General features: G+C 69.4%; 17 protein-coding genes. 10 read left to right on the forward strand and 7 right to left on the reverse strand.

Annotated features, from left to right (window positions below):
* The first annotated feature begins 1 nt into the window (after position 1).
* Positions 2-1360 carry an alpha/beta hydrolase family protein gene (locus tag WC555_RS00670; RefSeq protein ID WP_373250298.1) on the forward strand — a complete coding sequence of 453 codons (1359 nt, stop codon included), beginning with the start codon at positions 2-4 and terminating at the stop codon, positions 1358-1360.
* An 8-nt stretch (positions 1361-1368) separates the two neighbouring features.
* Here WC555_RS00670 and WC555_RS00675 read toward each other — a convergent pair whose 3' ends face one another.
* Together WC555_RS00675 and WC555_RS00680 are read right to left on the reverse strand one after the other, a co-directional pair.
* A complete protein-coding gene (locus tag WC555_RS00675; RefSeq protein WP_373250299.1) occupies positions 1369-2307 on the reverse strand; it encodes a pirin family protein in 939 nt (312 codons plus the stop codon).
* A gap of 37 nt (positions 2308-2344) precedes the next feature.
* On the reverse strand, positions 2345-2833 hold the full coding sequence (locus WC555_RS00680; protein WP_373250300.1) for an Lrp/AsnC family transcriptional regulator: 489 nt from the start codon (positions 2831-2833) through the stop codon (positions 2345-2347).
* A 143-nt stretch (positions 2834-2976) separates the two neighbouring features.
* On the opposite strand from WC555_RS00680, the gene WC555_RS00685 reads away from it, so the two are divergent.
* The 6 genes from WC555_RS00685 (at position 2977) to WC555_RS00710 (ending at position 10181) form a co-directional block, all read left to right on the forward strand.
* Positions 2977-4212 carry a thiamine pyrophosphate-dependent enzyme gene (locus WC555_RS00685; RefSeq protein WP_373250301.1) on the forward strand — a complete coding sequence of 412 codons (1236 nt, stop codon included), beginning with the start codon at positions 2977-2979 and terminating at the stop codon, positions 4210-4212.
* A gap of 59 nt (positions 4213-4271) precedes the next feature.
* A complete protein-coding gene (locus tag WC555_RS00690) occupies positions 4272-5342 on the forward strand; it encodes an alpha-ketoacid dehydrogenase subunit beta (protein ID WP_373250466.1) in 1071 nt (356 codons plus the stop codon).
* Between the two features lies 1 nt (position 5343).
* Positions 5344-7038: a 2-oxo acid dehydrogenase subunit E2 gene (locus WC555_RS00695; RefSeq protein ID WP_373250302.1), complete on the forward strand. Its 1695-nt coding sequence runs from the start codon at positions 5344-5346 to the stop codon at positions 7036-7038.
* Between the two features lie 5 nt (positions 7039-7043).
* On the forward strand, positions 7044-7514 hold the full coding sequence (locus WC555_RS00700; protein WP_373250303.1) for a hypothetical protein: 471 nt from the start codon (positions 7044-7046) through the stop codon (positions 7512-7514).
* The gene (gene lpdA / locus WC555_RS00705; RefSeq protein WP_373250304.1) at positions 7511-8908 is read left to right on the forward strand and encodes a dihydrolipoyl dehydrogenase; all 1398 of its coding nucleotides are present in this window, start codon (positions 7511-7513) and stop codon (positions 8906-8908) included. The genes WC555_RS00700 and lpdA overlap by 4 nt, the downstream gene beginning before the upstream one ends.
* 205 nt (positions 8909-9113) lie before the next feature.
* A complete protein-coding gene (locus tag WC555_RS00710; protein WP_373250305.1) occupies positions 9114-10181 on the forward strand; it encodes a substrate-binding domain-containing protein in 1068 nt (355 codons plus the stop codon).
* A gap of 108 nt (positions 10182-10289) precedes the next feature.
* Here the strand turns inward: WC555_RS00710 and WC555_RS00715 are convergent, their stop codons facing one another.
* Complete coding sequence (locus tag WC555_RS00715; RefSeq protein ID WP_373250306.1) at positions 10290-11375, reverse strand: glycosyltransferase family 4 protein; 1086 nt, start codon at positions 11373-11375, stop codon at positions 10290-10292.
* Positions 11376-11499: 124 nt separating this feature from the next.
* Here WC555_RS00715 and WC555_RS00720 point away from each other — a divergent pair, with 124 nt between their 5' ends.
* Both WC555_RS00720 and putA read left to right on the forward strand, forming a co-directional pair.
* The gene (locus WC555_RS00720) at positions 11500-12144 is read left to right on the forward strand and encodes a hypothetical protein (protein ID WP_373250307.1); all 645 of its coding nucleotides are present in this window, start codon (positions 11500-11502) and stop codon (positions 12142-12144) included.
* Positions 12145-12202: 58 nt separating this feature from the next.
* A complete protein-coding gene (gene putA / locus WC555_RS00725; RefSeq protein ID WP_373250308.1) occupies positions 12203-15331 on the forward strand; it encodes a bifunctional proline dehydrogenase/L-glutamate gamma-semialdehyde dehydrogenase PutA in 3129 nt (1042 codons plus the stop codon).
* 23 nt (positions 15332-15354) lie between these two features.
* Here the strand turns inward: putA and WC555_RS00730 are convergent, their stop codons facing one another.
* Complete coding sequence (locus WC555_RS00730; RefSeq protein WP_373250309.1) at positions 15355-16137, reverse strand: LytTR family DNA-binding domain-containing protein; 783 nt, start codon at positions 16135-16137, stop codon at positions 15355-15357.
* Between the two features lie 132 nt (positions 16138-16269).
* On the opposite strand from WC555_RS00730, the gene WC555_RS00735 reads away from it, so the two are divergent.
* Positions 16270-17211 (forward strand): alpha/beta hydrolase family protein, encoded by a 942-nt coding sequence (locus WC555_RS00735; protein WP_373250310.1) that lies wholly within the window; start codon positions 16270-16272, stop codon positions 17209-17211.
* Between the two features lie 15 nt (positions 17212-17226).
* Here the strand turns inward: WC555_RS00735 and WC555_RS00740 are convergent, their stop codons facing one another.
* From WC555_RS00740 to WC555_RS00750, 3 genes are all read right to left on the reverse strand, one after another.
* The gene (locus tag WC555_RS00740) at positions 17227-18540 is read right to left on the reverse strand and encodes an acetyl-CoA hydrolase/transferase family protein (protein WP_373250311.1); all 1314 of its coding nucleotides are present in this window, start codon (positions 18538-18540) and stop codon (positions 17227-17229) included.
* Between the two features lie 188 nt (positions 18541-18728).
* Positions 18729-19643 (reverse strand): hydroxymethylglutaryl-CoA lyase, encoded by a 915-nt coding sequence (locus tag WC555_RS00745; protein WP_373250312.1) that lies wholly within the window; start codon positions 19641-19643, stop codon positions 18729-18731.
* Complete coding sequence (locus WC555_RS00750) at positions 19640-21325, reverse strand: ArnT family glycosyltransferase (protein ID WP_373250313.1); 1686 nt, start codon at positions 21323-21325, stop codon at positions 19640-19642. Before WC555_RS00750 ends, WC555_RS00745 begins: the two co-directional genes overlap by 4 nt.
* Between the last annotated feature and the right edge of the window lie 109 nt (positions 21326-21434).

Below are 21434 nucleotides of genomic sequence, written 5' to 3' on the forward strand. Positions count from 1 at the left end.
CATGATCCTGACATCCATCATCGCCATGGCGGCGCTGCAGGCGGCGGCCGCACCGCAACTGGCCGGACAATGGGAGGGCGTCCTCTCCGTCGGCGGGCAGAGCCTGCGTCTCGTCCTGCGCGTCGACGCCGCGGGCGCGGCCGTCGTCGACAGTCCGGATCAGGGCGCCAGCGGCATTCCCGCCATCGGGCCGGCCCTCGAGGGCGGCGTAGTCCGCTTCTCCGTTCCGACCGTGCACGCAACCTTCGAAGGCTCCCTGTCCGGGGACGGACGAAACATCACCGGCGCCCTGACCCAGGGCGCGACCGCCATGCCTGTGGTCCTGACCCGCACTGCCGACACCGCCTCGATCGCCGGTCCCTCGCGGCCGCAGACGCCGGTGGCGCCCTTCCCCTATCGCAGCGAGGACGTGACCTTCCCGAACGCGGCGGCCGGCATCACCCTGGCGGGGACCCTGACGCTGCCGCCGGGCGACGGACCCTTCCCCGCGGCGATCCTGATCACCGGCTCGGGCGCCCAGGACCGCGACGAGACCCTCTTCAATCACAAGCCCTTCCTGGTCTGGGCCGACGCCCTGACCCGGCGCGGCGTCGCCGTCCTGCGTTACGACGACCGGGGCGTCGGCGGTTCGGGCGGCGGGACGCCCGCGGAAACCACCGCCGACTTCGCCACCGACGCGGCGGCGGCCCTGGCCTGGCTCAGGACCCGCCCCGAGATCGACCCCCGCCGTATCGGCCTGATCGGCCACAGCGAGGGCGGCCTCATCGCCCCCATGGTGGCGCAGGACGGCGGCGAGCCCGCCTGGATCGTCATGCTGGCCGGAACCTCGGTGACGGGCGGCGACATCCTGGTGGAACAGCAGCGGCGTCTGGCGACGGCGGCCGGCGTCTCTCCGGCCCAGGTCGAGAGCGGCAACGTCCGGCAGCGCGCCCTGATGGACGCCGTCGCCCGCAACAAGGACGACGGCGCGGCCGTGGAACGGGAGACGGTCGCGCTTCTGACGGCGGAGGGCATGACGGAGGCCCAGGCGAAGGAGGCGGTGCGGCCGATCGTGTCGGCCTGGTACCGCTGGTTCGTCGCCTACGATCCCGCGCCGGCCCTCGCCGCCGTGCATGTTCCGATGCTGGCGATCTACGGCGGCAAGGACCTGCAAGTGCCCGCCGACCAGAATGCGCCGGTTCTCGCCCGGGTCCAGCCGGCCGCGGAGGTCGTCGTCCTGCCGAACCTGAACCACCTCATGCAGACCGCCGGAACCGGCGCCCCGTCCGAGTATGGAACCATCGAGGAAACCATCGCTCCCGAGGCCCTCAAGACGGTCGTCGACTGGGTGGCCCGGCGTTCCGGCCTGCCACCACAGTAGAGCGGCCCTCAGACCGGGTGCGTCGGCTCCGGCTTGACTTCGGCCGGCGCCGGCTCGGGCGTCGAGGGCGTGTCAGGCAGGGGGATGAACTCCACGTCGTCCTCGCTCGGCAGGGTCATGCGCCCGGCCTTCCAGTCGGCCTTGGCCTGATCGATCCGTTCCTGCTTCGAATGGACGAAATTCCACCAGATGATGCGCGGACCCACCGGCTCGCCGCCCAGCACCATGACGCTGGAGGGTTTGATCGCCCGGATGGTCGGCTCGGCCGTCGGCTCCAGCACGATCATCTGGCCCGCGTGGAAGATCCGGTCCCCGACCTCGATCTCGCCCTTCGCCACATACAGCGCCCGTTCCGAATACCCTCCAGCGCCCCGGCCCGGCGGGGGCGCGGTGCGCACCCCTTCGGCCAGCTCCCAGTGCACATAGAACAGCGGCGACGACACCGGTACGGCGGCCTTGGCGCCATAGGCCTCGCCCGCCACCAGCCGCGCGAACAGGCCGCCGTTCTCATAGGCGGGCTGGTCTTCCTCGGCGTGATGGTGGAACCGCGGATCGGTCTCCTCGGCCTCGTCCGGCAGGGTGATCCACGCCTGCATGCCGTGCATCGGGCCGCCCGTGGCCCTCTTCAGCGGATCGGTGCGCTCGGAATGGACGATGCCCTTGCCGGCGGTCATCCAGTTGACCTCGCCGGGGCGGATGGCCTGGCTCGCCCCGGTGTTGTCCCGGTGCATGATCTCGCCCTCGAACAGATAGGTCAGGGTCGACAGGCCGATATGCGGATGCGGCCGGACATTGATCGCCTCCGACCCCGGCGCGAACTCGGCGGGCCCCATCTGGTCCAGGAAGATGAAGGGCCCGACCATGCGCCGGGCGTGGAACGGCAGGACGCGTCCCACCTCGAACCCGCCCAGATCCTTGCGGCGGGCGTCGATCACCATCTCGATCATGTCGAATCCCCTTCGGCGCGGCGCGCGCCGAAGGGGACTATCCGACGTGAGGGGTGACGATGCCAAGGGGCAGGGCGGTCACATTCTTCACCCCGCGCGTGACGATGTGGCTCTCGCAGTCGGAGACGATGCCCAGGCTGAGCAGCTTCAGACGCAGGAACTGGTCGAAGGCGTGCATGTCCGAGGTGATGATCCGCAGCACATAGTCCTCGCGCCCGGTGATGGTGGCGCACTGCACCACCTCGGGCCAGCCGGCCACGGCGGCCTCGAAGATGTCGAGGTTGTCGGTCGAGGGCAGGCTCAGCTTGACGATGGCGTAGACCTCGAAATCCAGGCCCAGCTTGGTCGCGTCGAGCAGGGTCACCCGCTTGCGAATGAAGCCCGTATCCTCCAGTCTCTTGATGCGCCGCCAGCAGGGCGAGGCGGACAGGCCGACCCGGTCCGCCACCTCGGCCACGGATAAACCGGCGTCCTGCTGCAGGATGTCCAGAATTCGGGCGTCGACGGGATCCAGATCGTCAGCCAAGGCGTTTCTCCTGATCTTGTTATGGCGCAATAAAATACCTCTGATCGGCACAGTGCAAGGTCAAATTCAGGCGAGCCTTGCCTGTGGCGTCGTGCTAAATCCCGATCAGGAAACGCGGTCGGATCAACCGGACGGCAGGACGAATGAAGAAGCTCAATAGCCAGGCCTTGTCTTTGCGGGTGCCCGAGCCTTCGGGCCGGCCCGGAGACCCCACCGACTTCAGTCATCTGAAGCTGGACCCCGCGGGCGTCGTCCCGCGTCCCGAGGTCTCGACCGCGCCCTTCGACATGCGCGACCACGCCTTCCGCCTGATCCGGGTGCTGGACGACGACGGCCAGGCCCTGGGTCCGTGGAATCCGAAGCTGGACGCAGACACCCTCCGTCGGGGCCTCAAGGCCATGATCCTGACCCGGGCCTTCGACGACCGGATGCATCGCGCCCACCGCCAGGGCAAGACCAGCTTCTATATGAAATGCACCGGCGAAGAGGCCATTGCGGTGGCCCAGGGCATGATCCTGTCCCGCGAGGACATGGGCTTCCCGACCTACCGCCAGCAGGGCCTGCTGATCGCGCGCGGCTATCCGCTCGCGACCATGATGAACCAGATCTATTCCAACGCCTCCGACCCCATCAAGGGCCGCCAGCTGCCGATCATGTATTCGGCCCGGGACTACGGCTTCTTCACCATCTCGGGGAACCTCGGCACCCAGGTGCCCCAGGCCGTCGGCTGGGCCATGGCCAGCGCCTACAAGGGCGACGACAAGATCGCCATCACCTGGATCGGCGACGGCGCCACGGCCGAGGGCGATTTCCACAACGCCCTGACCTTCGCCTCGGTCTATCGCGCCCCGGTGATCCTCAACATCGTCAACAACCAGTGGGCCATCTCGTCCTTCATGGGCATCGCCGGCGGGCTCGAGACCACCTTCGCCTCCAAGGCCATCGGCTACGGCCTCCCGGCCCTGCGCGTCGACGGCAACGACTTCCTCGCCGTCTGGGCGGCGACCCAGTGGGCCGAGGAGCGGGCCCGCTCGAACCAGGGCGCGACCGTCATCGAACTGTTCACCTACCGCGGCGCCCCGCACTCGACCTCGGACGACCCCAGCCGCTACCGCCCCGCCGACGAGCACGACAAATGGCCGCTCGGGGACCCCGTCGCCCGCCTGAAACAGCACCTGATCGCCCTCGGCGAATGGTCCGACGAACAGCAGGCCGCCGCCGAGGCCGAGGCCGTCGACCAGGTCCGCGCCGCCGGCAAGGAGTCCGAGGCCATCGGCACCCTCGGCCAGTCGCGCCCCTCGGTGAAGACCATGTTCGAGGAGGTCTATGCCACCGAGGACTGGCGCATCACCGAACAGCGCCGCGAGGTGGGGGTCTGATCATGAGCGAGCAAACCACCTTCACCCAATCCGACCGCGTCGACGGTGTCGAGCCCGACATGGTCGACCAGAACCACGCCCCGAAGTCCGAGGCCCCGACCGCCGCCGCCGTCATGCCGATGAACATGATCCAGGCGCTGAACTCGGCCCTGCACGTCAAGATGGCCGAGGACCCCAACGTCCTCAGCTTCGGCGAGGACGCGGGCTATTTCGGCGGCGTCTTCCGCGTCACCGACCAGCTGCAGCAGAAGCACGGCCTGACCCGCAGCTTCGACGCCCCGATCAGCGAATGCGGCATCGTCGCCGCCGCCATCGGCATGGGCGCCTACGGCCTGCGCCCGGTCGTCGAGATCCAGTTCGCCGACTACATCTATCCGGCCTACGACCAGATCGTCTCCGAGGCGGCCAAGCTGCGCTATCGCTCGGCCGGCCAGTTCACCTCGCCCATCGTGGTGCGCAGCCCCTACGGCGGCGGGATCTTTGGCGGCCAGACGCACTCGCAGAGCCCCGAGAGCCTGTTCACCCACATCGCGGGCCTCAAGGTCGTCATCCCCTCCAATCCGTATGACGCCAAGGGCCTGCTGACCGCGGCCATCGAGGACGACGATCCGGTCATCTTCTTCGAGCCCAAACGCCTCTACAACGGTCCCTTCGACGGCTGGCACCAGAAGCCCGTCTCGCCGTGGAAGGCCCAGGACCTGGCCCAGGTCCCGACCGGCAAATACGTCGAGCCGATCGGCAAGGCCCGCGTCATGCGCGAAGGCTCCGACGTCACCATCCTCTGCTACGGCACCATGGTCTGGGTCTCCCTGGCCGGGGCCGAACACGCCGGCGTCGACGCCGAGGTCATCGATCTGCGCACCCTCGTGCCGCTCGACATCGAGACCATCGAGGCCTCGGTGAAGAAGACCGGCCGCTGCGTCATCGTCCACGAGGCGCCGAAAACGTCCGGGTTCGGAGCGGAGCTGAGCGCCCTGGTCCAGGAGCGCTGCTTCTACCAGCTCGAGGCGCCGATCGCGCGGGTGACCGGCTGGGACACCCCCTATCCCCACGCCTTCGAGTGGGAATATTTCCCGGGACCCGAGCGGGTCGCCACGGCCCTCAAGGCCGTCATGACCGGAGGGCGTTGAGATGGGCCGCTACGTCTTCAAACTGCCCGACGTCGGCGAAGGCACGGCCGAGGCCGAGCTGGTCGCCTGGCACGTCAAGGTCGGCGATCATGTCGCCGAGGACCAGATCATCGCCGACATCATGACCGACAAGGCCACGGTCGAACTGACCTCGCCCGTCGCCGGTCGCGTCACCGCCGCCCATGGCGAACCCGGCCAGCAACTGGCCGTCGGCTCGCCGCTGGTGGAGTTCGAGGTCGAGGGCGCGGGGAACGCGTCGGCTTCCGACGCCCGCGTCGCCCCCTCCGTCACGGCGCAAGCGCGCCGCGCCACCTCCCCATCGCAGGGCGATGGGGAGGAGACGGTTTCTCCTCCCCACGTCAGTGGGGAGGTGGCGCCGAAGGCGACGGAGGGGGCGACTCCGTCCTCTTCTGGCAACTACGTCTTCAAGCTCCCCGACGTCGGCGAAGGCACCGCCGAGGCCGAACTGGTCGGCTGGCACGTCAAGGTCGGCGACGTCGTCGCCGAGGACCAGATCGTCGCCGACATCATGACCGACAAGGCCACCGTCGAATTGACCTCGCCCGTCGCCGGAACCGTCGTCGCCCTGCACGGCGAGCCGGGCCAGCAACTCGCCGTCGGCGGGCCGCTGGTGTCGTTCAGCGTCGAAGGAAAAGGCAATGTCGCGGCATCGGCGACCCCCGCAAAGGCGCCGGAGAATTCGGCTACGCCCGCGCCTGTGAATTCGGAGACGCCGAAGACGGCTTCGAAGACTTCGACGACTGCGCCCGCCAAACCTGTCGCGGAAGCCTTCACCACCCGTACCGCGGGCCAGCGCCCGCTGGCCTCGCCCGCCGTCCGCAACCGCGCCCGCGATCTCGGCGTCGAGCTCCAGTACGTCCCCGGCTCCGGCCCGGCTGGCCGCATCGAGCACGGCGATCTCGATGCGTATGTCGCGTCCGGCGGCCGCGGAGCGTCCGCACCCGGAGCATCGTCCTCCTCCGCCTACGAGCGGCACGAAGGAACCACCGTCACCCGCATCATCGGCGTCCGCCGCAAGATCGCTGAGAAGATGGCCGAGAGCGTCCGCCGCATTCCCCACATCACCTATGTGGAGGAGATCGACGTCACCGCCCTCGAGGAACTCCGCGCCCATCTCAACGCGCGGAAATCGAAGGACCAGCCCAAGCTCAACGTCCTGCCCTTCATCGCCCGCGCCATGGTCGTGGCCCTGCGCGACCAGCCGACCATCAATTCGCACTACGACGACGAGGCCGGGGTCCTGACCACCCACGCCGCCGTCCACATCGGCATCGCCGCCCAGACGCCGAACGGCCTGATGGTCCCCGTGGTCCGCCACGCCGAGGCGCGCGATCCCTGGGACACGGCGCTGGAGATCGCCCGCGTCTCGGGCGCGGCCAAGGACGGCTCGGCCAAACGCGACGAGCTGACCGGCTCGACCATCACCATCACCTCGCTGGGGACGCTGGGCGGGGTCATCCACACGCCGATCATCAACCACCCCGAGGTCGCCATCGTCGGCCCCAACAAGATCGCCGAACGGGTGGTGGTCAAGGACGGCCAGATGGTCGTGCGCAAGATGATGAACCTGTCCTCCAGCTTCGATCACCGCATCGTCGACGGCCACGACGCGGCGGTCTTCGTGCAGCGCATCAAGGGCCTGCTGGAGCATCCCGCGACGCTGTGGATGGGGTGAGGCGAATGACGGCCCGGCGCACGCTCGGACTCGGAGTTTTCGCCGCGGCGATGTGGGTCGGCGGCGCCTTCGCGTGTTCGCCTCCGCCCGGAGACGCCAAAGCGTTTTTTGAGCGGGAGGAGCGCGCCTATCTGGAGGAAGTGACTTCGATTTATCAGGGAGTCATGACCGATGTCGTCGGTCGCCAGGACGAGCCGCTCACCACCTTCACGGTGAGAAAAACCGCGGAGGTCTGGGGCGCACCGGGCCCGCGGCATTGGCCGTTGCGTTTTGAAACCGGCAGCTGCGCCAAATATTTCCCGTTCCTGATCGACTGGGAACAGGGTCAGGGGCCGCGAAACGGAATGCCGGTTACGATCTTCGTGACGCCCGCGGCCAAGGCAAATCCTGAACTGCTCTATATCCAGCCGTCCGGCCCAGACGCGGAAGCGATGATCGGCCGATGGCGAGATCTCCGCATAAACGAGACCGAATGACCCAGACCCTCACCACCAAAGTCCTCATCATCGGCGCCGGCACCGGCGGCTATGTCGCGGGCATCCGTTGCGGTCAGCTGGGCCTCGACACCGTGCTGGTCGACGGCGGCGACGGCCTCGGCGGCACCTGCCTCAACGTCGGCTGCATTCCCTCCAAGGCCATCATCCACGCCGCCTCGAAATTCGAGACGGTGGCCAGGGCCGCCGCCGGCGGCACGCTCGGCATCACCGCCGCCCAACCGGCCATCGACCTGTCGCAGACGGTGGCGTGGAAGGACGGCATCGTCCGCAAGCTGAACGCCGGCGTCGCGGGCCTGCTGAAGCGGGCCAAGGTCAAGGTCATCAATGGCTGGGCGACCTTCTCGGACGCCAAGACCTGCACGGTGAAGACCGCCGACGGCGACATCGTCATCAGCGCTGAACACGTCATCCTCGCCACCGGCTCCGAGCCGGTCGAACTGCCCTTCCTGCCCTTCGGCGGCGACGTCATCTCCTCGACCGAGGCCCTGTCGCTGGACACGGTGCCCGGCAAGCTGGTCGTGGTCGGCGGCGGCTATATCGGGCTCGAGCTCGGCATCGCCTTCCGCAAACTGGGAGCCGAGGTCGCCATCGTCGAAATGGCCGACCGCCTGCTGCCGCTCTACGACAAGGCCCTGACCGATCCGGTCGCCAAATGGCTGGAGAAGCACGGCGTCGAACTGCACCTCGGCGCGAAAGCCGGGTCGTTCGAAAACGGCCAGCTCAACATCACCACGAAGGACGGTCAGGCCCTCAAGCTCAAGGCCGACAAGGTCCTCGTCACCGTCGGTCGCCGCCCGCGGACGAAGGGCTGGGGTCTGGAGAACATGGGCGTGGCCATGGCCGGGCCGTTCGTGAAGATCGACGACCGCTGCGCGACCAGCATGCGCAACGTCTGGGCCGTCGGCGACCTGACCGGCGAGCCCATGCTGGCCCACAAGGGCTCGGCCCAGGGCGAGATCGTCGCCGAGATCATCGCCGGCCATGACAAGCGCTTCGACCCCGTGACCATCGCCGCGGTCTGCTTCACCGAGCCCGAGATCGTCTCCGCCGGCCTCGGCCCGCAGGACGTCGAGGGCCGCGACGACGTCATCACCGCCGTCTTCCCGTTGGCGGCCATCGGCCGGGCCCTGGCGCTCGAAGCCGGCGACGACGGCGGCTTCGTCCGCGTTCTGGCGTCGAAGACCGACCACCGCCTGCTGGGCCTCCAGGCCGTCGGCCAGCATGTCTCCGAACTGTCCAACAGCTTCGCCCAGATGCTGGAGATGGGCGCGGTGCTGGAGGACGTGGCCGGGACCATCCACGTCCATCCGACCATGGGCGAGGCCTTCCACGAGGCGTCGCTGCGGGCGCTGGGGCACGCCATCCATATCTAGGGATGAGGGATTAGGGATCAGGGATTAGGGATTAGGGATTAGGGATTAGGGGCTGAGCCAGGGTCGGGGAGCTTGATCCAGAGCGCCGTGCCCGATCTTCCTCACCCTGATCCCTAATCCCTAATCCCTCATCCCTCCCCTTCGCCCAACCGTCACAATCCTCTGGTCTAAGCGGCCCCAGCGCCCATCCATCCGGAGACTGACGATGACCCGCACACTCCTCGCCGCCGCCTCGGCGATCGCCCTGCTCGCCCTCGGCGCCTGCGGAAACGACCAGTCCGCCGGCAACCAGACCGCCCGCGCCGGCATCTGGGCCGCGGGCTCCTCGACCGTCTTCCCCTTCGCCACCCGCGTGGCCGAGAATTTCGCCCGCACCTCGGGCGGCGCCGCGCCGCGCATCGAGTCCCTCGGCACCGGCGGCGGCATCCAGGCCTTCTGCAAGGGCGTCGGCCCCAACACCCCGGACATCGCCAACGCCTCGCGCCGGATGAAGGCCTCGGAGTTCGAACTGTGCCGGACCAATGGCGTCACCGACATCGTCGAGCTCAAGATCGGCTTCGACGGCCTCGTCATCGCCACCGCCCGCAACGCGCCTGACTACGGCTTCTCCGGCGATGACCTCTACCTGGCCCTCGCCAAGGAAGTGCCCGGCCCGAACGGGACCTTCATCCCCAACCCCAACACCACCTGGAACCAGGTCAATCCGGGCCTGCCCGCGACCCGCATCCTGGTCTACGGCCCGCCGCCGACCTCGGGCACGCGCGATTCCTGGCTGGAGCTGGCCATGGCCCCGTCGGCCAAGGCCATCCCGGCGCTGGCGGCCCTGGCCGAGAGCGACGAAGACCGGTTCGAGACCCTGGCCCACACCCTGCGCGAGGACGGCGCCTGGGTCGATTCCGGCGAGAATGACAACGCCATCGTCCAGACCCTGACCCGCACCCCCGGCTCGACCGGCGCCTTCGGCTACTCCTTCCTCGAGCAGAACAACGACACGGTGAAGGCGCACAGCGTCAACGGCGTCATGCCGACGCTGGAGACCATCGCCTCGGGCGAATATCCGATCTCCCGCTCGATGTTCATCTACGTCAAGAAGCAGCACGTCGGCGTGACCCCGGGGCTGGAGCAGTTCGTCGCCGAATTCCTGTCCGAGGCCTCGGCCGGCCGCGGCGGCTATCTGCAGGACCGCGGCCTGGTGCCGCTGCCGGCCGACCAGCTGGCGGCCCAGCGCGCCCTCGCCACGGCCATGACGCCGATGACGGCTCCGGCGAAGTAGGACGGAGGGGATTAGGGATGAGGGATTAGGGATTAGGGATCAGCGACCGGACGAGAGCGCAGCGAAACGCTCCCCCCATCCCTAGTCCCTAGTCCCTAGTCCCTCGGCTTAAGCCGCCGCCCTGCGCCGCAACCGCGCGATCCGCCTCAGCCGCCGCCAGAAGCGGCCGCGTTCCGGCTCCGGATAGGGCTGCAGATTCTCGACGAACTCCTCCGCCGAGGCGCGCCAGCTGAACTTCTCGGCATAGGCCCGCACGGCGGCCCGGTCGCACTCCAGCGCCTTCAGACAGGCCGTCCGCAGGTCCGCGTCTATGGCTCCGGCGTTCGAGCCCGGAATGATGTCGATCGGACCATGCGCCGGATAGGCCGCGACCGGCGTGCCCGTGGCCATGGCCTCCAGGATCACCAGGCCGAAGGTGTCGGTCCAGCTGGGGAAGACGAAGACGTCGGCGTCGCGGAAACACCGCGCCAGCTCCTCGCCGAAGCGCGCGCCGAGGAATTTGGCCTCGGGGTATTTCTCTTCCAGTTCGGCCCGCGCCGGCCCGTCGCCGACGACGATCTTCGTCCCGGGCAGGTCGGTCTCGAGGAAGGCCTCGATGTTCTTCTCGACCGCCACCCGGCCGACATTGAGGAAGAAGGGCCGGGGCCAGCTCTCGCCCCCCAGCTCGTCATAGATGCGCGGCAGGTCGGGGTTGAACTGTTCGGTGTCGACCCCCCGCGTCCACGGCGAGACGTTCTTGAACCCGTGCGCCACCAGCTCGTCGCGCAGCGTCGGCGTCGCCACCATCAGCCGCCCCGACGGCTTGTGGAACCACTTCATATAGGCGTAGCCGACCTGGACCGGGATCGGGAACCGGGCCGAGACATATTCCGGGAATTTGGTGTGATAGCTGGTCGTGAACGGCAGCTTCCACTCCACGCAGATGCGCCGCGTGGCGATGCCGATGGGGCCCTCGGTGGCGATGTGCACAGCCTCGGGCTCGAAGGCGCGCAGGCGTTCGCGAATCTCTTCCTCGGCCCCCAGGGCCAGCCGGATCTCCGGATAGGTGGGGCAGGGGATGGTCTTGAACTGGCTGGGCTCGATGACGTCGACCTCGTGACCCATGCCCCGGCATTCCGCCACGGTGCGGGTCAGGGTGCGGACGACGCCGTTGACCTGGGGCTCCCAGGCGTCGGTGGCCAGAACGATGCGCATATGGGCCGGGTGGCTCCGCCGTTGATCGGGGAAACGGTCTAGCGGGTTCAGTGCATGAAGGCGAGATGCTACCCGTTGAACGAAGCGGCCTTGCACGTCCGCGTCGCACCTTGGGAGGCCTTTTGTGGCGCGTGATGATTGGTACCGGAACACGGACTGGAATCCGGCAATCGAAGAAGCGTTTAACGCAAAGCTCGCGCGAGCGCGGGAGAAATCGCAGTATCTGCGAATCCAGGCCTCCATGCTGGCGCGGACCCAACCCATGGTCGCCCTCGCACTGATCGACCGGTACTTTGCCCTTGATGATCCTTGGGACGCCGCGCTGGCGTACCTTTGTCAGTTCGACGCCTACACGGCGCTCGGGGATCATAAACTTGCGCTAGCCGCTCTTCAGAACGCGCTGAAGCGAGAGCAGGATTTTCCCAACCTTCGTGCGGGCGCGGATCTGGTTTTCGCGCGTCTGGTCGCGACCCAAGGACTGGATCCTCTTTTCGGCCAGGCGCTTCAGATACTTGATGCGATGGCTCAGCGTGAAGCCGACCTACTGTTCCCCGCGCATCGCTATTCCTGGAACGGGTCGAGGGCCTTGATCCTGGAAGCCAAAGGCTCCCGGTCAGAGGCCATCGAGGCGGCGAAGGCGGCGATAAGAAATGCTGACCTTCAACACTCCGGACTTCGCAATCATCCCAAAGTGGGTCTGGTCGAAAACACCGACACCGTTTTCCATGCACGGTTAGTACGTCTGGCTGGCGCGACCAGCCTTCACTGAAGGTTCGAAGAGCGACGGCCCCTCCCGTTCCGCGACGGAAGCGTCTAAGACGCGCGCCATGAACGCACACGTCTCGCCGCCGGTCGCCCTCTCCCAGGACTGGGACTCGCTGGATCAGGGCAAGTTCGCCGACGAGACCGCCGCCGTGCGGGGCCTGCTGGCGCGCCTCCCGCTGGACGCCGCCGAACGCGCCGCCGTCCTGGCCGGCGCCGTCGGCCTGGTCGAACACGCCCGCCGCAGCGTCAAGAAACAGGGCGTGGTCGAGAGCTTCCTGCAGGAATTCTCGCTCGGCACCCGCGAGGGCCTGGCCCTGATGTGTCTGGCCGAGGCCCTGCTGCGCACCCCGGACGAAGACACCCGCGACCGGCTGATCGCCGAGAAGATCGGCTCGGCGGACTGGAGTTCGCATCTGGGTCAATCCGACAGCCTGTTCGTCAACGCCTCGACCTGGGGGCTGATGCTGACGGGCAAGCTGGTCGACGTCGACGAAGAGGCCCGCACCGACCTGCCCGGCTTCCTCAAACGCATCGTCGGCCGTCTGGGCGAGCCCGTCATCCGCGAGGCCGTCGCCGCCGCCGTCCGCATTATGGGCGAGCAGTTCGTGGTCGGCCGCACCATCGAAGGCGCCCTGAAGCGCGCCGGCAAGGAAGGCTGGCTCTGCTCCTTCGACATGCTGGGCGAGGGCGCCCGCACCGCCGCCGACGCCGAACGCTATGAGAAGATCTACGCCGACGCCATCGAGGCCGTCGGCAGGACCGCGCAAGGGCAGGGGCCCGAGGCCGGCCATGGCGTCTCGGTCAAGCTCTCGGCCCTGTCGCCGCGCTATGAGGCCACGCACGAGGCCCGCGTCTGGACGGAGCTCTATCCCCGCATCCTCCGCCTCGCCCGGATCGCGGCCAGGCACGACATCAACTTCACCATGGACGCGGAGGAGGCCGACCGTCTGGCCCTGTCGCTGAAGCTGCTGGACCGGCTGGCCCGCGAGCCCGACCTCGGCGGCTGGACCGGCCTCGGCCTCGCCGTGCAGGCCTATCAGAAGCGCGGCCCCGAGGTGATCCGCCGCGTCGCCGAACTGGCGCAGACCAGCGGCCGCCGGTTGATGGTGCGTCTGGTCAAGGGCGCCTACTGGGACACCGAGATCAAGCGCGCCCAGGTCTTCGGCCGCACCGACTATCCGGTCTTCACCACCAAGGCCGCCACCGACCTCAACTACCTCGTCTGCGCCCGGCTGATGATCGAGGCGGCGCCCCATATCTACAGCCAGTTCGCCACCCACAACGCCCACTCCCTCGCCGCCGTCCACCGGATGGCCTCGGAGCGTGGGGTGAAGATCGAATTCCAGCGCCTGCACGGCATGGGCGAGGCGCTCTACGACGCCGCCAGGGACGCCTTCGGCCCCGTCACGGTTCGCGCCTACGCCCCCGTCGGCGGGCATGAGGACCTGCTGCCCTATCTGGTGCGTCGCCTGCTCGAGAACGGGGCCAACTCGTCGTTCGTCCACGCCCTGCTGGACGAGCGGGTGCCGGCCTCGGCCGTCGCCGCCGACCCGATCTCCGCCGTCGAGGCTCACCCCGACCGCCACGCCAAGATCCCGACCCCCAAGGACATGTACATGGACCGCCAGAACTCGTTGGGCCGCGACTACTCCCAGGCCGCCGACCGCGACCGGCACCTCGCCGCCCTCGAAAAGGTCGACGCCGAGAAGCTGACCTCGGGCCCCATCATCGGCGGCAAGCTGAAGGCCGGGACCAATCCCCAGCCTGTGACCAACCCCTTCGACACGACCCGGGTTCTCGGCCATGCCTCGGAAGCGACCACCGCCGACATCGACGCCGCCGTCGGCGCCGCCGCGAAGGCCCAGATCGCCTGGGACCGCAAGGGCGGCGCCGGCCGCGCCCCCGTCCTGCGCGCCATGGCCGACGCGCTCGAAGCCGACATGGACCGTCTGGTCGCCCTGCTGTCGCGCGAGGCCGGCAAGACCCTGAACGACGGCGTCGCCGAAATCCGCGAGGCCGCCGACTTCTGCCGTTACTACGCCATGCTGGCCGAACGCGACTTCGGCGGCCCGACCGAGCTCAAGGGCCCGGTCGGCGAGATCAACCAGCTGGTCCTGCACGGCCGCGGCGTCTTCGCCTGCATCAGCCCGTGGAACTTCCCACTGGCCATCTTCACCGGCCAGATCGCCGCCGCCCTGGCCGCCGGCAATGCGGTGCTGGCCAAGCCCGCCGAACAGACCCCCCTGATCGCCGCCGAGGCCGTGCGCCTGTATTACAAGGCCGGTCTGAACCCCGACCTGCTGGCCCTCGTCCCCGGACGCGGCGAGACGGTCGGCGCGGCCCTCGTCAGCCATCCCGGAATCGACGGCGTCGCCTTCACCGGCGGCACCGACACGGCCACCCTGATCAACCGTTCATTGGCCGCCCGCCCGGGCGCCATCATCCCCTTCATCGCCGAGACCGGCGGCCTCAACGGCATGTTCGTCGACACCACGGCGCTGAAGGAACAGGTCATCGACGACGTCATCCTGTCGGCCTTCGGCTCGTCGGGCCAGCGCTGCTCGGCCCTGCGCCTGCTCTATGTCCCGCACGACGCCGCCGACGCCCTGATCGAGGGCCTCAAGGGCGCCCTCGCCGCCCAGGTCGTGGGCGACCCGTCCGACCCCGCCACCGACATCGGCCCGGTCATCGACGCCGACGCGAAGGCCGCGCTCGACGCCCACCTCGACCGCCTCGGCGGCGATGCGAAGATCATCGCCCGCGCCGACCTCCCGGCCGGCGCCGACAAGGGCTGGCTGTTCGCCCCGACCATCGCCGAGATCCCCACCCCCGACTATCTGGAGCGCGAGGTCTTCGGCCCCATCCTGCACGTCTGCCGCTACGAGCCGTCGAAGCTCAAGGAAACGGCGTCGAAACTGGCCCAACGCGGCTACGGCCTGACCCTCGGCGTCCACAGCCGCATCGAGGCCTTCGCCGAGGAGGTCACCCGGCTGGTCCCGGCCGGCAACGTCTACATCAACCGCTCGATCATCGGCGCGGTGGTCGGCGTCCAGCCCTTCGGCGGCGAGGGCCTCTCCGGCACCGGCCCCAAGGCCGGCGGCCCCTACAGCCTGATCCGCTATGCGTCGGAGAAGGCCATCAGCAACAACATCTCCGCCCAGGGCGGCGACCCGGCGTTGCTGAACCTGTAGTCGCCGTCGCGACGGACTGGCGGTCAGGGCCCCTCCTGGTCCAGCCAGCCCGCCGCCTTGAGCGCCGCCACCTTGGCGCGCGCGACCGGAGCCTCCAGTCCCGACGTCAGCACGAGACGCAGGTTGCGGCCGTCGTGCACGACTCCGCGCACGGCATGGCGCGCCACCCACCACGAGCGGTGCACGCGCAGGCCCTCGAGGTCTCCGACCTGCCCGATCGCGCGGGCCAGCGGCGACAGGACCAGGACGGATCCCGCGCTTGTGTGCAGGCGGACATAGTGATCCTCCATCTGCAGGCACAGCAGGTCCCGGCCGAGGCGCGGGGGCAGGCGGTCGAGCATGCGCGCCCCGCCTTCGACAGCTTGCGCCGTGCCCGGCCCTCGGCTCGTCCGCGCATGGGCGGCGACATACAGCGATGTGTAGACGACGGCGACGAGCAGGGTCTGGCCGTACCATTCGACCCAATCCACCGCCTCCCGGATGCCGGGCCAGAGGGCGACGGCGATCAGCCGCGCCGCGAGCGCCAGGGGCCCGCTGACCAGCAGGGCGACGGCCGGAATCCATGTCCACGCCGCCACGCCCCGACGCCGGGCGCGCGGCCAGACCAGACGCACGGCCACGCCGACGCCCAGACCGCTGAGCAGGCTGACCGCCATCCAGTAGGCCAGCCGCACGGGCAGGGCGTCGTTGAAGAAGCTGCCGAACGGCCCGACCACGCCGAGGACCGCGCCCGCGACCGCGCAGGCCGCGAGATCGGCCGCCCAGACGCGCGGCGTGTTCAGCCGGTCATTCAACGGATCCTGCATGGCTCGACTATAGCGACGCCGGGCCGAAGCGGAACCGTTCGCCGCGCCGCGAACCCGGTCGCCCGTTCGCGAAATCCGGCTGGCGAGGGCGGTCCGACGACGCGCAGATGACGGATCCAACCGGAGGTCCCCATGCCCGTTCGCCCCCTGCAAGCCCTGCAAGCCCTGCGCGCGCTGCTCGCTCTTCTCATCGTCCTGTCCGCCTTTCCGGCCATGGCCCGCGCGCCGGATCAGACGATCCATTTCATCGACCGACGCGGCGAGACGATCGAAGGCGGGGTCTGGCTGCCGCCCCTCGACGCGGACGTCGCCCCCCGCGCCCTGGTGGTCATCTCACACGGCAACGGCGGCTGGTACGCCGGGCATGACGACACCGCCCGGGCCCTGGCGGACGCCGGCTTCATCGTCGCCGCCCTCACCCATCCGGGCGACAATTTCCGCGACCACAGCCGCGCCCTGCAACTGACCGGTCGCGCGCCCCAGCTCAGCGCCCTGATCGACTACATGGTCGCAGACTGGCGCGGCCCGATCGCCGTCGACCCGGACCGGATCGGCGCCTTCGGCTTTTCCGCCGGCGGCTTCACTGTGACCTCCATCGTGGGCGGGGTGTCCGACCTGCGCGCGATCCGCGATCACTGCGCGGCCCACCCGGACCTCTTCGCCTGCAGGCTGCTGGCGATGGATCCGATCGACGCGGCGGGCTGGGGCCCGGAAACGCGTGACGTCCGCGTGAAGGCCGCCGTCATCGCCGCCCCGGCTTTCGGCGAGTCCTTCACCACCGCCAGCCTCGCCTCGATCACCCTGCCGATCCAGCTCTGGCAGGCCGCCGACGACCAGATCCTGCCCGCGCCGTATAACGTCGAGCCGATCCGGGACCGACTGGGCCGCGCGCCCGAATACCACCGCGTCGCGCACGCCGGTCACTTCGACTTCCTGCCTGCCTGTGGTCCGCAGATGAAGACGGACCTGCCGGAGCTCTGCGCCTCGGCCCCCGGCTTCGACAGGGCCGCTTTCAAGGCGGAGTTCAACAGCCAGGTCGTGGCCTTCTTCCGCGCCGCCCTGTCGGCGCCTTGAACCTTCGGTGCGGCTTCACACCAGCCCCGCCTCCCGCGCCGCCCGCTCCAGCTCGTCCCGGAACCGCGGATCGGCGATGGCGATCAGGGCGCGGGCGCGCTGGGCGTCGCTCTTGCCCTTGAGCTCGGCCCGGCCGTGTTCGGTGACGATGATGTGGACGTCGTTGCGCGGCGTGGTCACCGGTCCGTCCAGCCGGGCCACGATGCGCGACACCGTCCCCTTCGCCGCCGTCGAGTGGCAGGCGATGATCGACCGCCCTCCGGCCGAGGCCCAGGCCCCGCGCACGAAGTCCAGCTGGCCGCCCGAGGCCGTGAACTGACGCCCGTTCAGATGCTCCGAACAGCAGGCCCCGGTCAGGTCGACCTGCAGGGTGGCGTTGACCGAGACCATCCGGTCGTTGCGGGCGATGACCGCCGGGTCGTTCACATAGTCGACCGGATAGGCCTCCAGGTCGCGGTTGCCGTCCAGATAGTCATAGGTGGCGCGCGTCCCCATGCAGAAGGAGAACACCCCCTTGCCCGGATGCAGGGTCTTGCGGGCGTTGGTGATCACCCCGTCCTGCATCAGCCGCGCCAGGCCGGGCGTCAGCATCTCGGTGTGCAGGCCCAGGTCGCGCCGGTCGCCCAGGGCCGCGCAGACCGCGTTGGGCAGGGCCCCGATGCCCATCTGCAGGGTCGAGCCGTCCTCGATCATGTCGGCGATCAGCCCGCCTATGGCCAGGTCGTTGGGCGTCGGCTCGGCGACCGGCAGCTCCAGCAGGGGCGTATGGTTCTCGACCACGGCCGTGATCCGCGAGACATGCACCGTGCAGTCGCCGAACACCCGGGGCATGGCCGGGTTCACCTCCAGCAGAATCCGCCCGACATGCGCGCTGACCGGCTTGCTGTAGTCGGTATTGGTGCCGAAGCTGAAGAAGCCGTCCGCGTCCATCGGCGAGACGGTGCAGATCAGGGTGTCGACCCCCGCCTCGCGCAGCACGCGCGGCGTGGCCTGAAAGCCGGTGGGGATGAAGGTGACGGGATTGGGCCGTCCCGCCGCCCGCGCCCGCGCCTCCAGCCCGCGCTCGATGGCGCTGTGGAACAGGCTGACCGGACGGATGCGGCCCATCAGCTCGTCGATCAGCACCGTCTGGCCGGCGATGCCGGTGGACAGCAGATAGTACAGGCTGACGTCGTCGACCTGGCCGGCGCGGGCCCGGTCCGCCAGGGCGGCGAGGAGGGCGGGCGGCTGCGAGAAGCCCAGCCCCATGGCCACGCGGGCCCCCGAAGGGATCAGGGCCGCGGCCTCGGCGGCGGACATCAGGCGTCGGGCGTAGAGGGCGTTCGGCATGGCGGGTTCCATCGGCGAGCCTGACCCTAGCCGATCGGCGCGCCCCGTCACCGGATTTAGATCAAACCGGCCGCGCGGCTCGACGGCCTGTCGCGGTTATCGACGAAGTCGAGAGTATCGCCGCCCCGATGTGTCGCCTGTGTCGGTCGAATTGTATCGGTCGCCCGGGACCGTTTTTCGAAGCCTGGCTAGCGCGGCCAGCCCCCCGCCCGGCTCAGGGCGCTCGGGGCCGGGCGGCCGATCTTTTCGCCGATCCAGCGGGCGGTCCCGATCAGGGCGTCGAGGTCATAGCCGGTGCTGAAGCCGGCCCGCTCGAGCATGAACACGAGATCCTCGGTGGCGATATTGCCGGTGGCCCCCGGCGCGAACGGACAGCCGCCGATGCCGCCGACCGAGGCGTCCAGCACGTCGATCCCGGCCTCGACGCCCGCATGGGCATTGGCCAGGCCGGTGTTTCGCGTGTCGTGAAAATGCAACCTCAGAACGGCGTCGGGCGCCGCCTTGCGGGCCGCCTCGACCTTGCGCGTCACGCTCCACGGATCGCCGACGCCGATGGTGTCGGCAAGGGCGATCTCGCCGACGCCCAGGGCCGCGATCCGTCCGACCAGATCGGCCACCCGGTCCGTCGACACCTCGCCGTCGAACGGACAGCCCCAGACGCACGACAGGGTGGCCGACAGCGACGGCGTCGCCCCCGGCTCTCCCTCGGCGTTCTGTCGGCCGGCCATGATGTCCGCCAGCATCTGCACCTGCTGGTCGACCGTCAGCCCCTGGTTCTTCAGACCGAAGCCGTCGGTGACGGACAGGGCCACATTGACCTCGTCGACCGCCGTGCCCAGGGCCCGATCATAGCCCTTGCCGTTCAGCACCAGGCCGATGCGGCTGCGCCCCGGCTGGCGCGGCAGGGCGGCCATGACCTCTTCGGCGCCGGCCATCTGCGGCACATATTTCGGATGGATGAAGCTGACCGCCTCGATCCGCCGCGCTCCCGCCGCCTCCAGCCGCCGCACCAGATCGACGCGGACGGCCGGATCGAGGATCGCCTTCTCGTTCTGCAGCCCGTCCCGCGGACCGACCTCGACGATGGTGATCGGGCGGCTCATCGGGCGGACGACGGAGCGGCGGCGGCCGGCGCGAGGCCGGGCGGGGCGTAGACGGTCAGGGTGACGTCGTCGCCCTTGGAATAGTTGTGGCCGTCGACCACCCCCACGGCGCGGCCGGTGACCCCCAGCCGCGCGGCGGCGGCCTGGAAGGCGTCGGCGTCGCCCTCCTCGACGATGGCCGGACGCCCCTCGGCCAGGGCGCGGGCCGCCCCCTCCGCGTCCGTCAATTCGGTGTCCTTGCCGGTCAGGAAGACGAAGCTGGGCTCATGGAAGCCGGTGATGGCGACCGGCCCGGCCCGCCCCTGACGCGGATGCAGGTCGGCGCGCTCGAGCACCTTCTCCAGCTGCGGCGCCACCGCCAGCGGACGCAGCTGCCGCAAGGTCCCGGCCAGGGCGGCGTGGGCGACGATCCCCAGGATCAGCGACACCAGCAGGGCCGTCACCGCCGCCCGGTGCAGCATCAGAAAGGCCCCGACCAGACTGGCCAGAATGGCGAAGACGATGGTCAGGGTCGCCCAGGTCTGGGCCGGGGACTTGCCGTATTCGGTCAGCAGCCAGACCGAGCCGACCACCAGCAGCCCGCCCACGAACAGGGTCAGCCCCACGCCGGCGTAGCGCGATATCCGCCCGACCGGCCGCATCATCGCGGCGGCGGCCAGCAGGGCCAGTCCGCCGAAGGTCGGCAGGGTGTAGTGGGCCAGTTTGGTCGGCGTCAGCTCGAAGATCAGCCAGGCCGGAACCACCCAGCAGACCAGGAAGCGGATCGCCGGCTCGGCCCGCCGGCTCCAGCCGGCCGAGACCGCGGCGGGCAGCAGCAGGGTCGCCGGGAAGAACAGCAGGGGCGCGATCAGCAGATAGAAGCCGGGCAGGACTCCATGGCCCTCGTCGCCGCCCGCCACCTTGGGGGCCAGATCGCCCCCGATGGCCTCGCGCCAGAAGCCGCCGTCGGTGGCGATGGTGATGGCGATGGCCCACGGTCCGACGATCAGGGCCACCAGCGGCAGGCCCCAGCCCCAGCCCAGCCGCTTCAGCCACGAAACGTCGCGATCCCAGATCGACAGGGCCAGTATGGCCGGGACGACGACCAGCAGGCCGATCGGTCCCTTGACGAGGATGGACAGGCCCAGCCCCAGCCAGAAGGCCAGTTTCCACGGTCTTCGCGGCGCCTCCCCGGCGCGCGCCGCCAGATAGATCCGCGCCAGCCCGGCCATGGCCAGGGTCACCGCCCCGCACAGCATGGCGTCGGTCTTGGCGATCCCCGCCTCCGTCGACAGCAGGAAGCTGGCTCCCAGGATGGCCCCCGCCAGGAACCCGGCCCTCTGGCCGAACATCGCCGCCCCGGCCCAGGCGCAGGCGGCGGCGGCCAGCATGGCCCCCAGCAGCGACGGAATGCGATAGGGGGCGATGTCCCTGTTCTCGACTTTGGACGTCGCCGCCACCGCCACGGCCTGCATCCAGTAGATGCCGACCGGCTTCTTCCAGCGCGGCTCGTCCTGGTAGCGGATGTCGACATAGTCGCCGCTCTCCAGCATCTGCGACGTGGCCTGGGCGTAGCGGCTCTCGTCGCGGTCCAGCGGCGGCAGCAGCATCAGCACCGGCAGGCCCGCGAACAGGGCGATCAGGGCCGCGAGCAGGGGGCCGCGCCAGCCGGCGATGTATCGGTCGAAGTCGGAGCCCGTCATGTTCATCTACCTATCACGGCGTTTCCGCGCGTCACATTGTTTGAGCGCCCTCTGTTCCGCGCATCCCCGCCTTCGCGGGGATGCGCGGACGAGGAGACCGCCCGGGCCT

The sequence above is a fragment of the Brevundimonas sp. genome (assembly GCF_041648615.1).
Lineage (GTDB): Bacteria > Pseudomonadota > Alphaproteobacteria > Caulobacterales > Caulobacteraceae > Brevundimonas.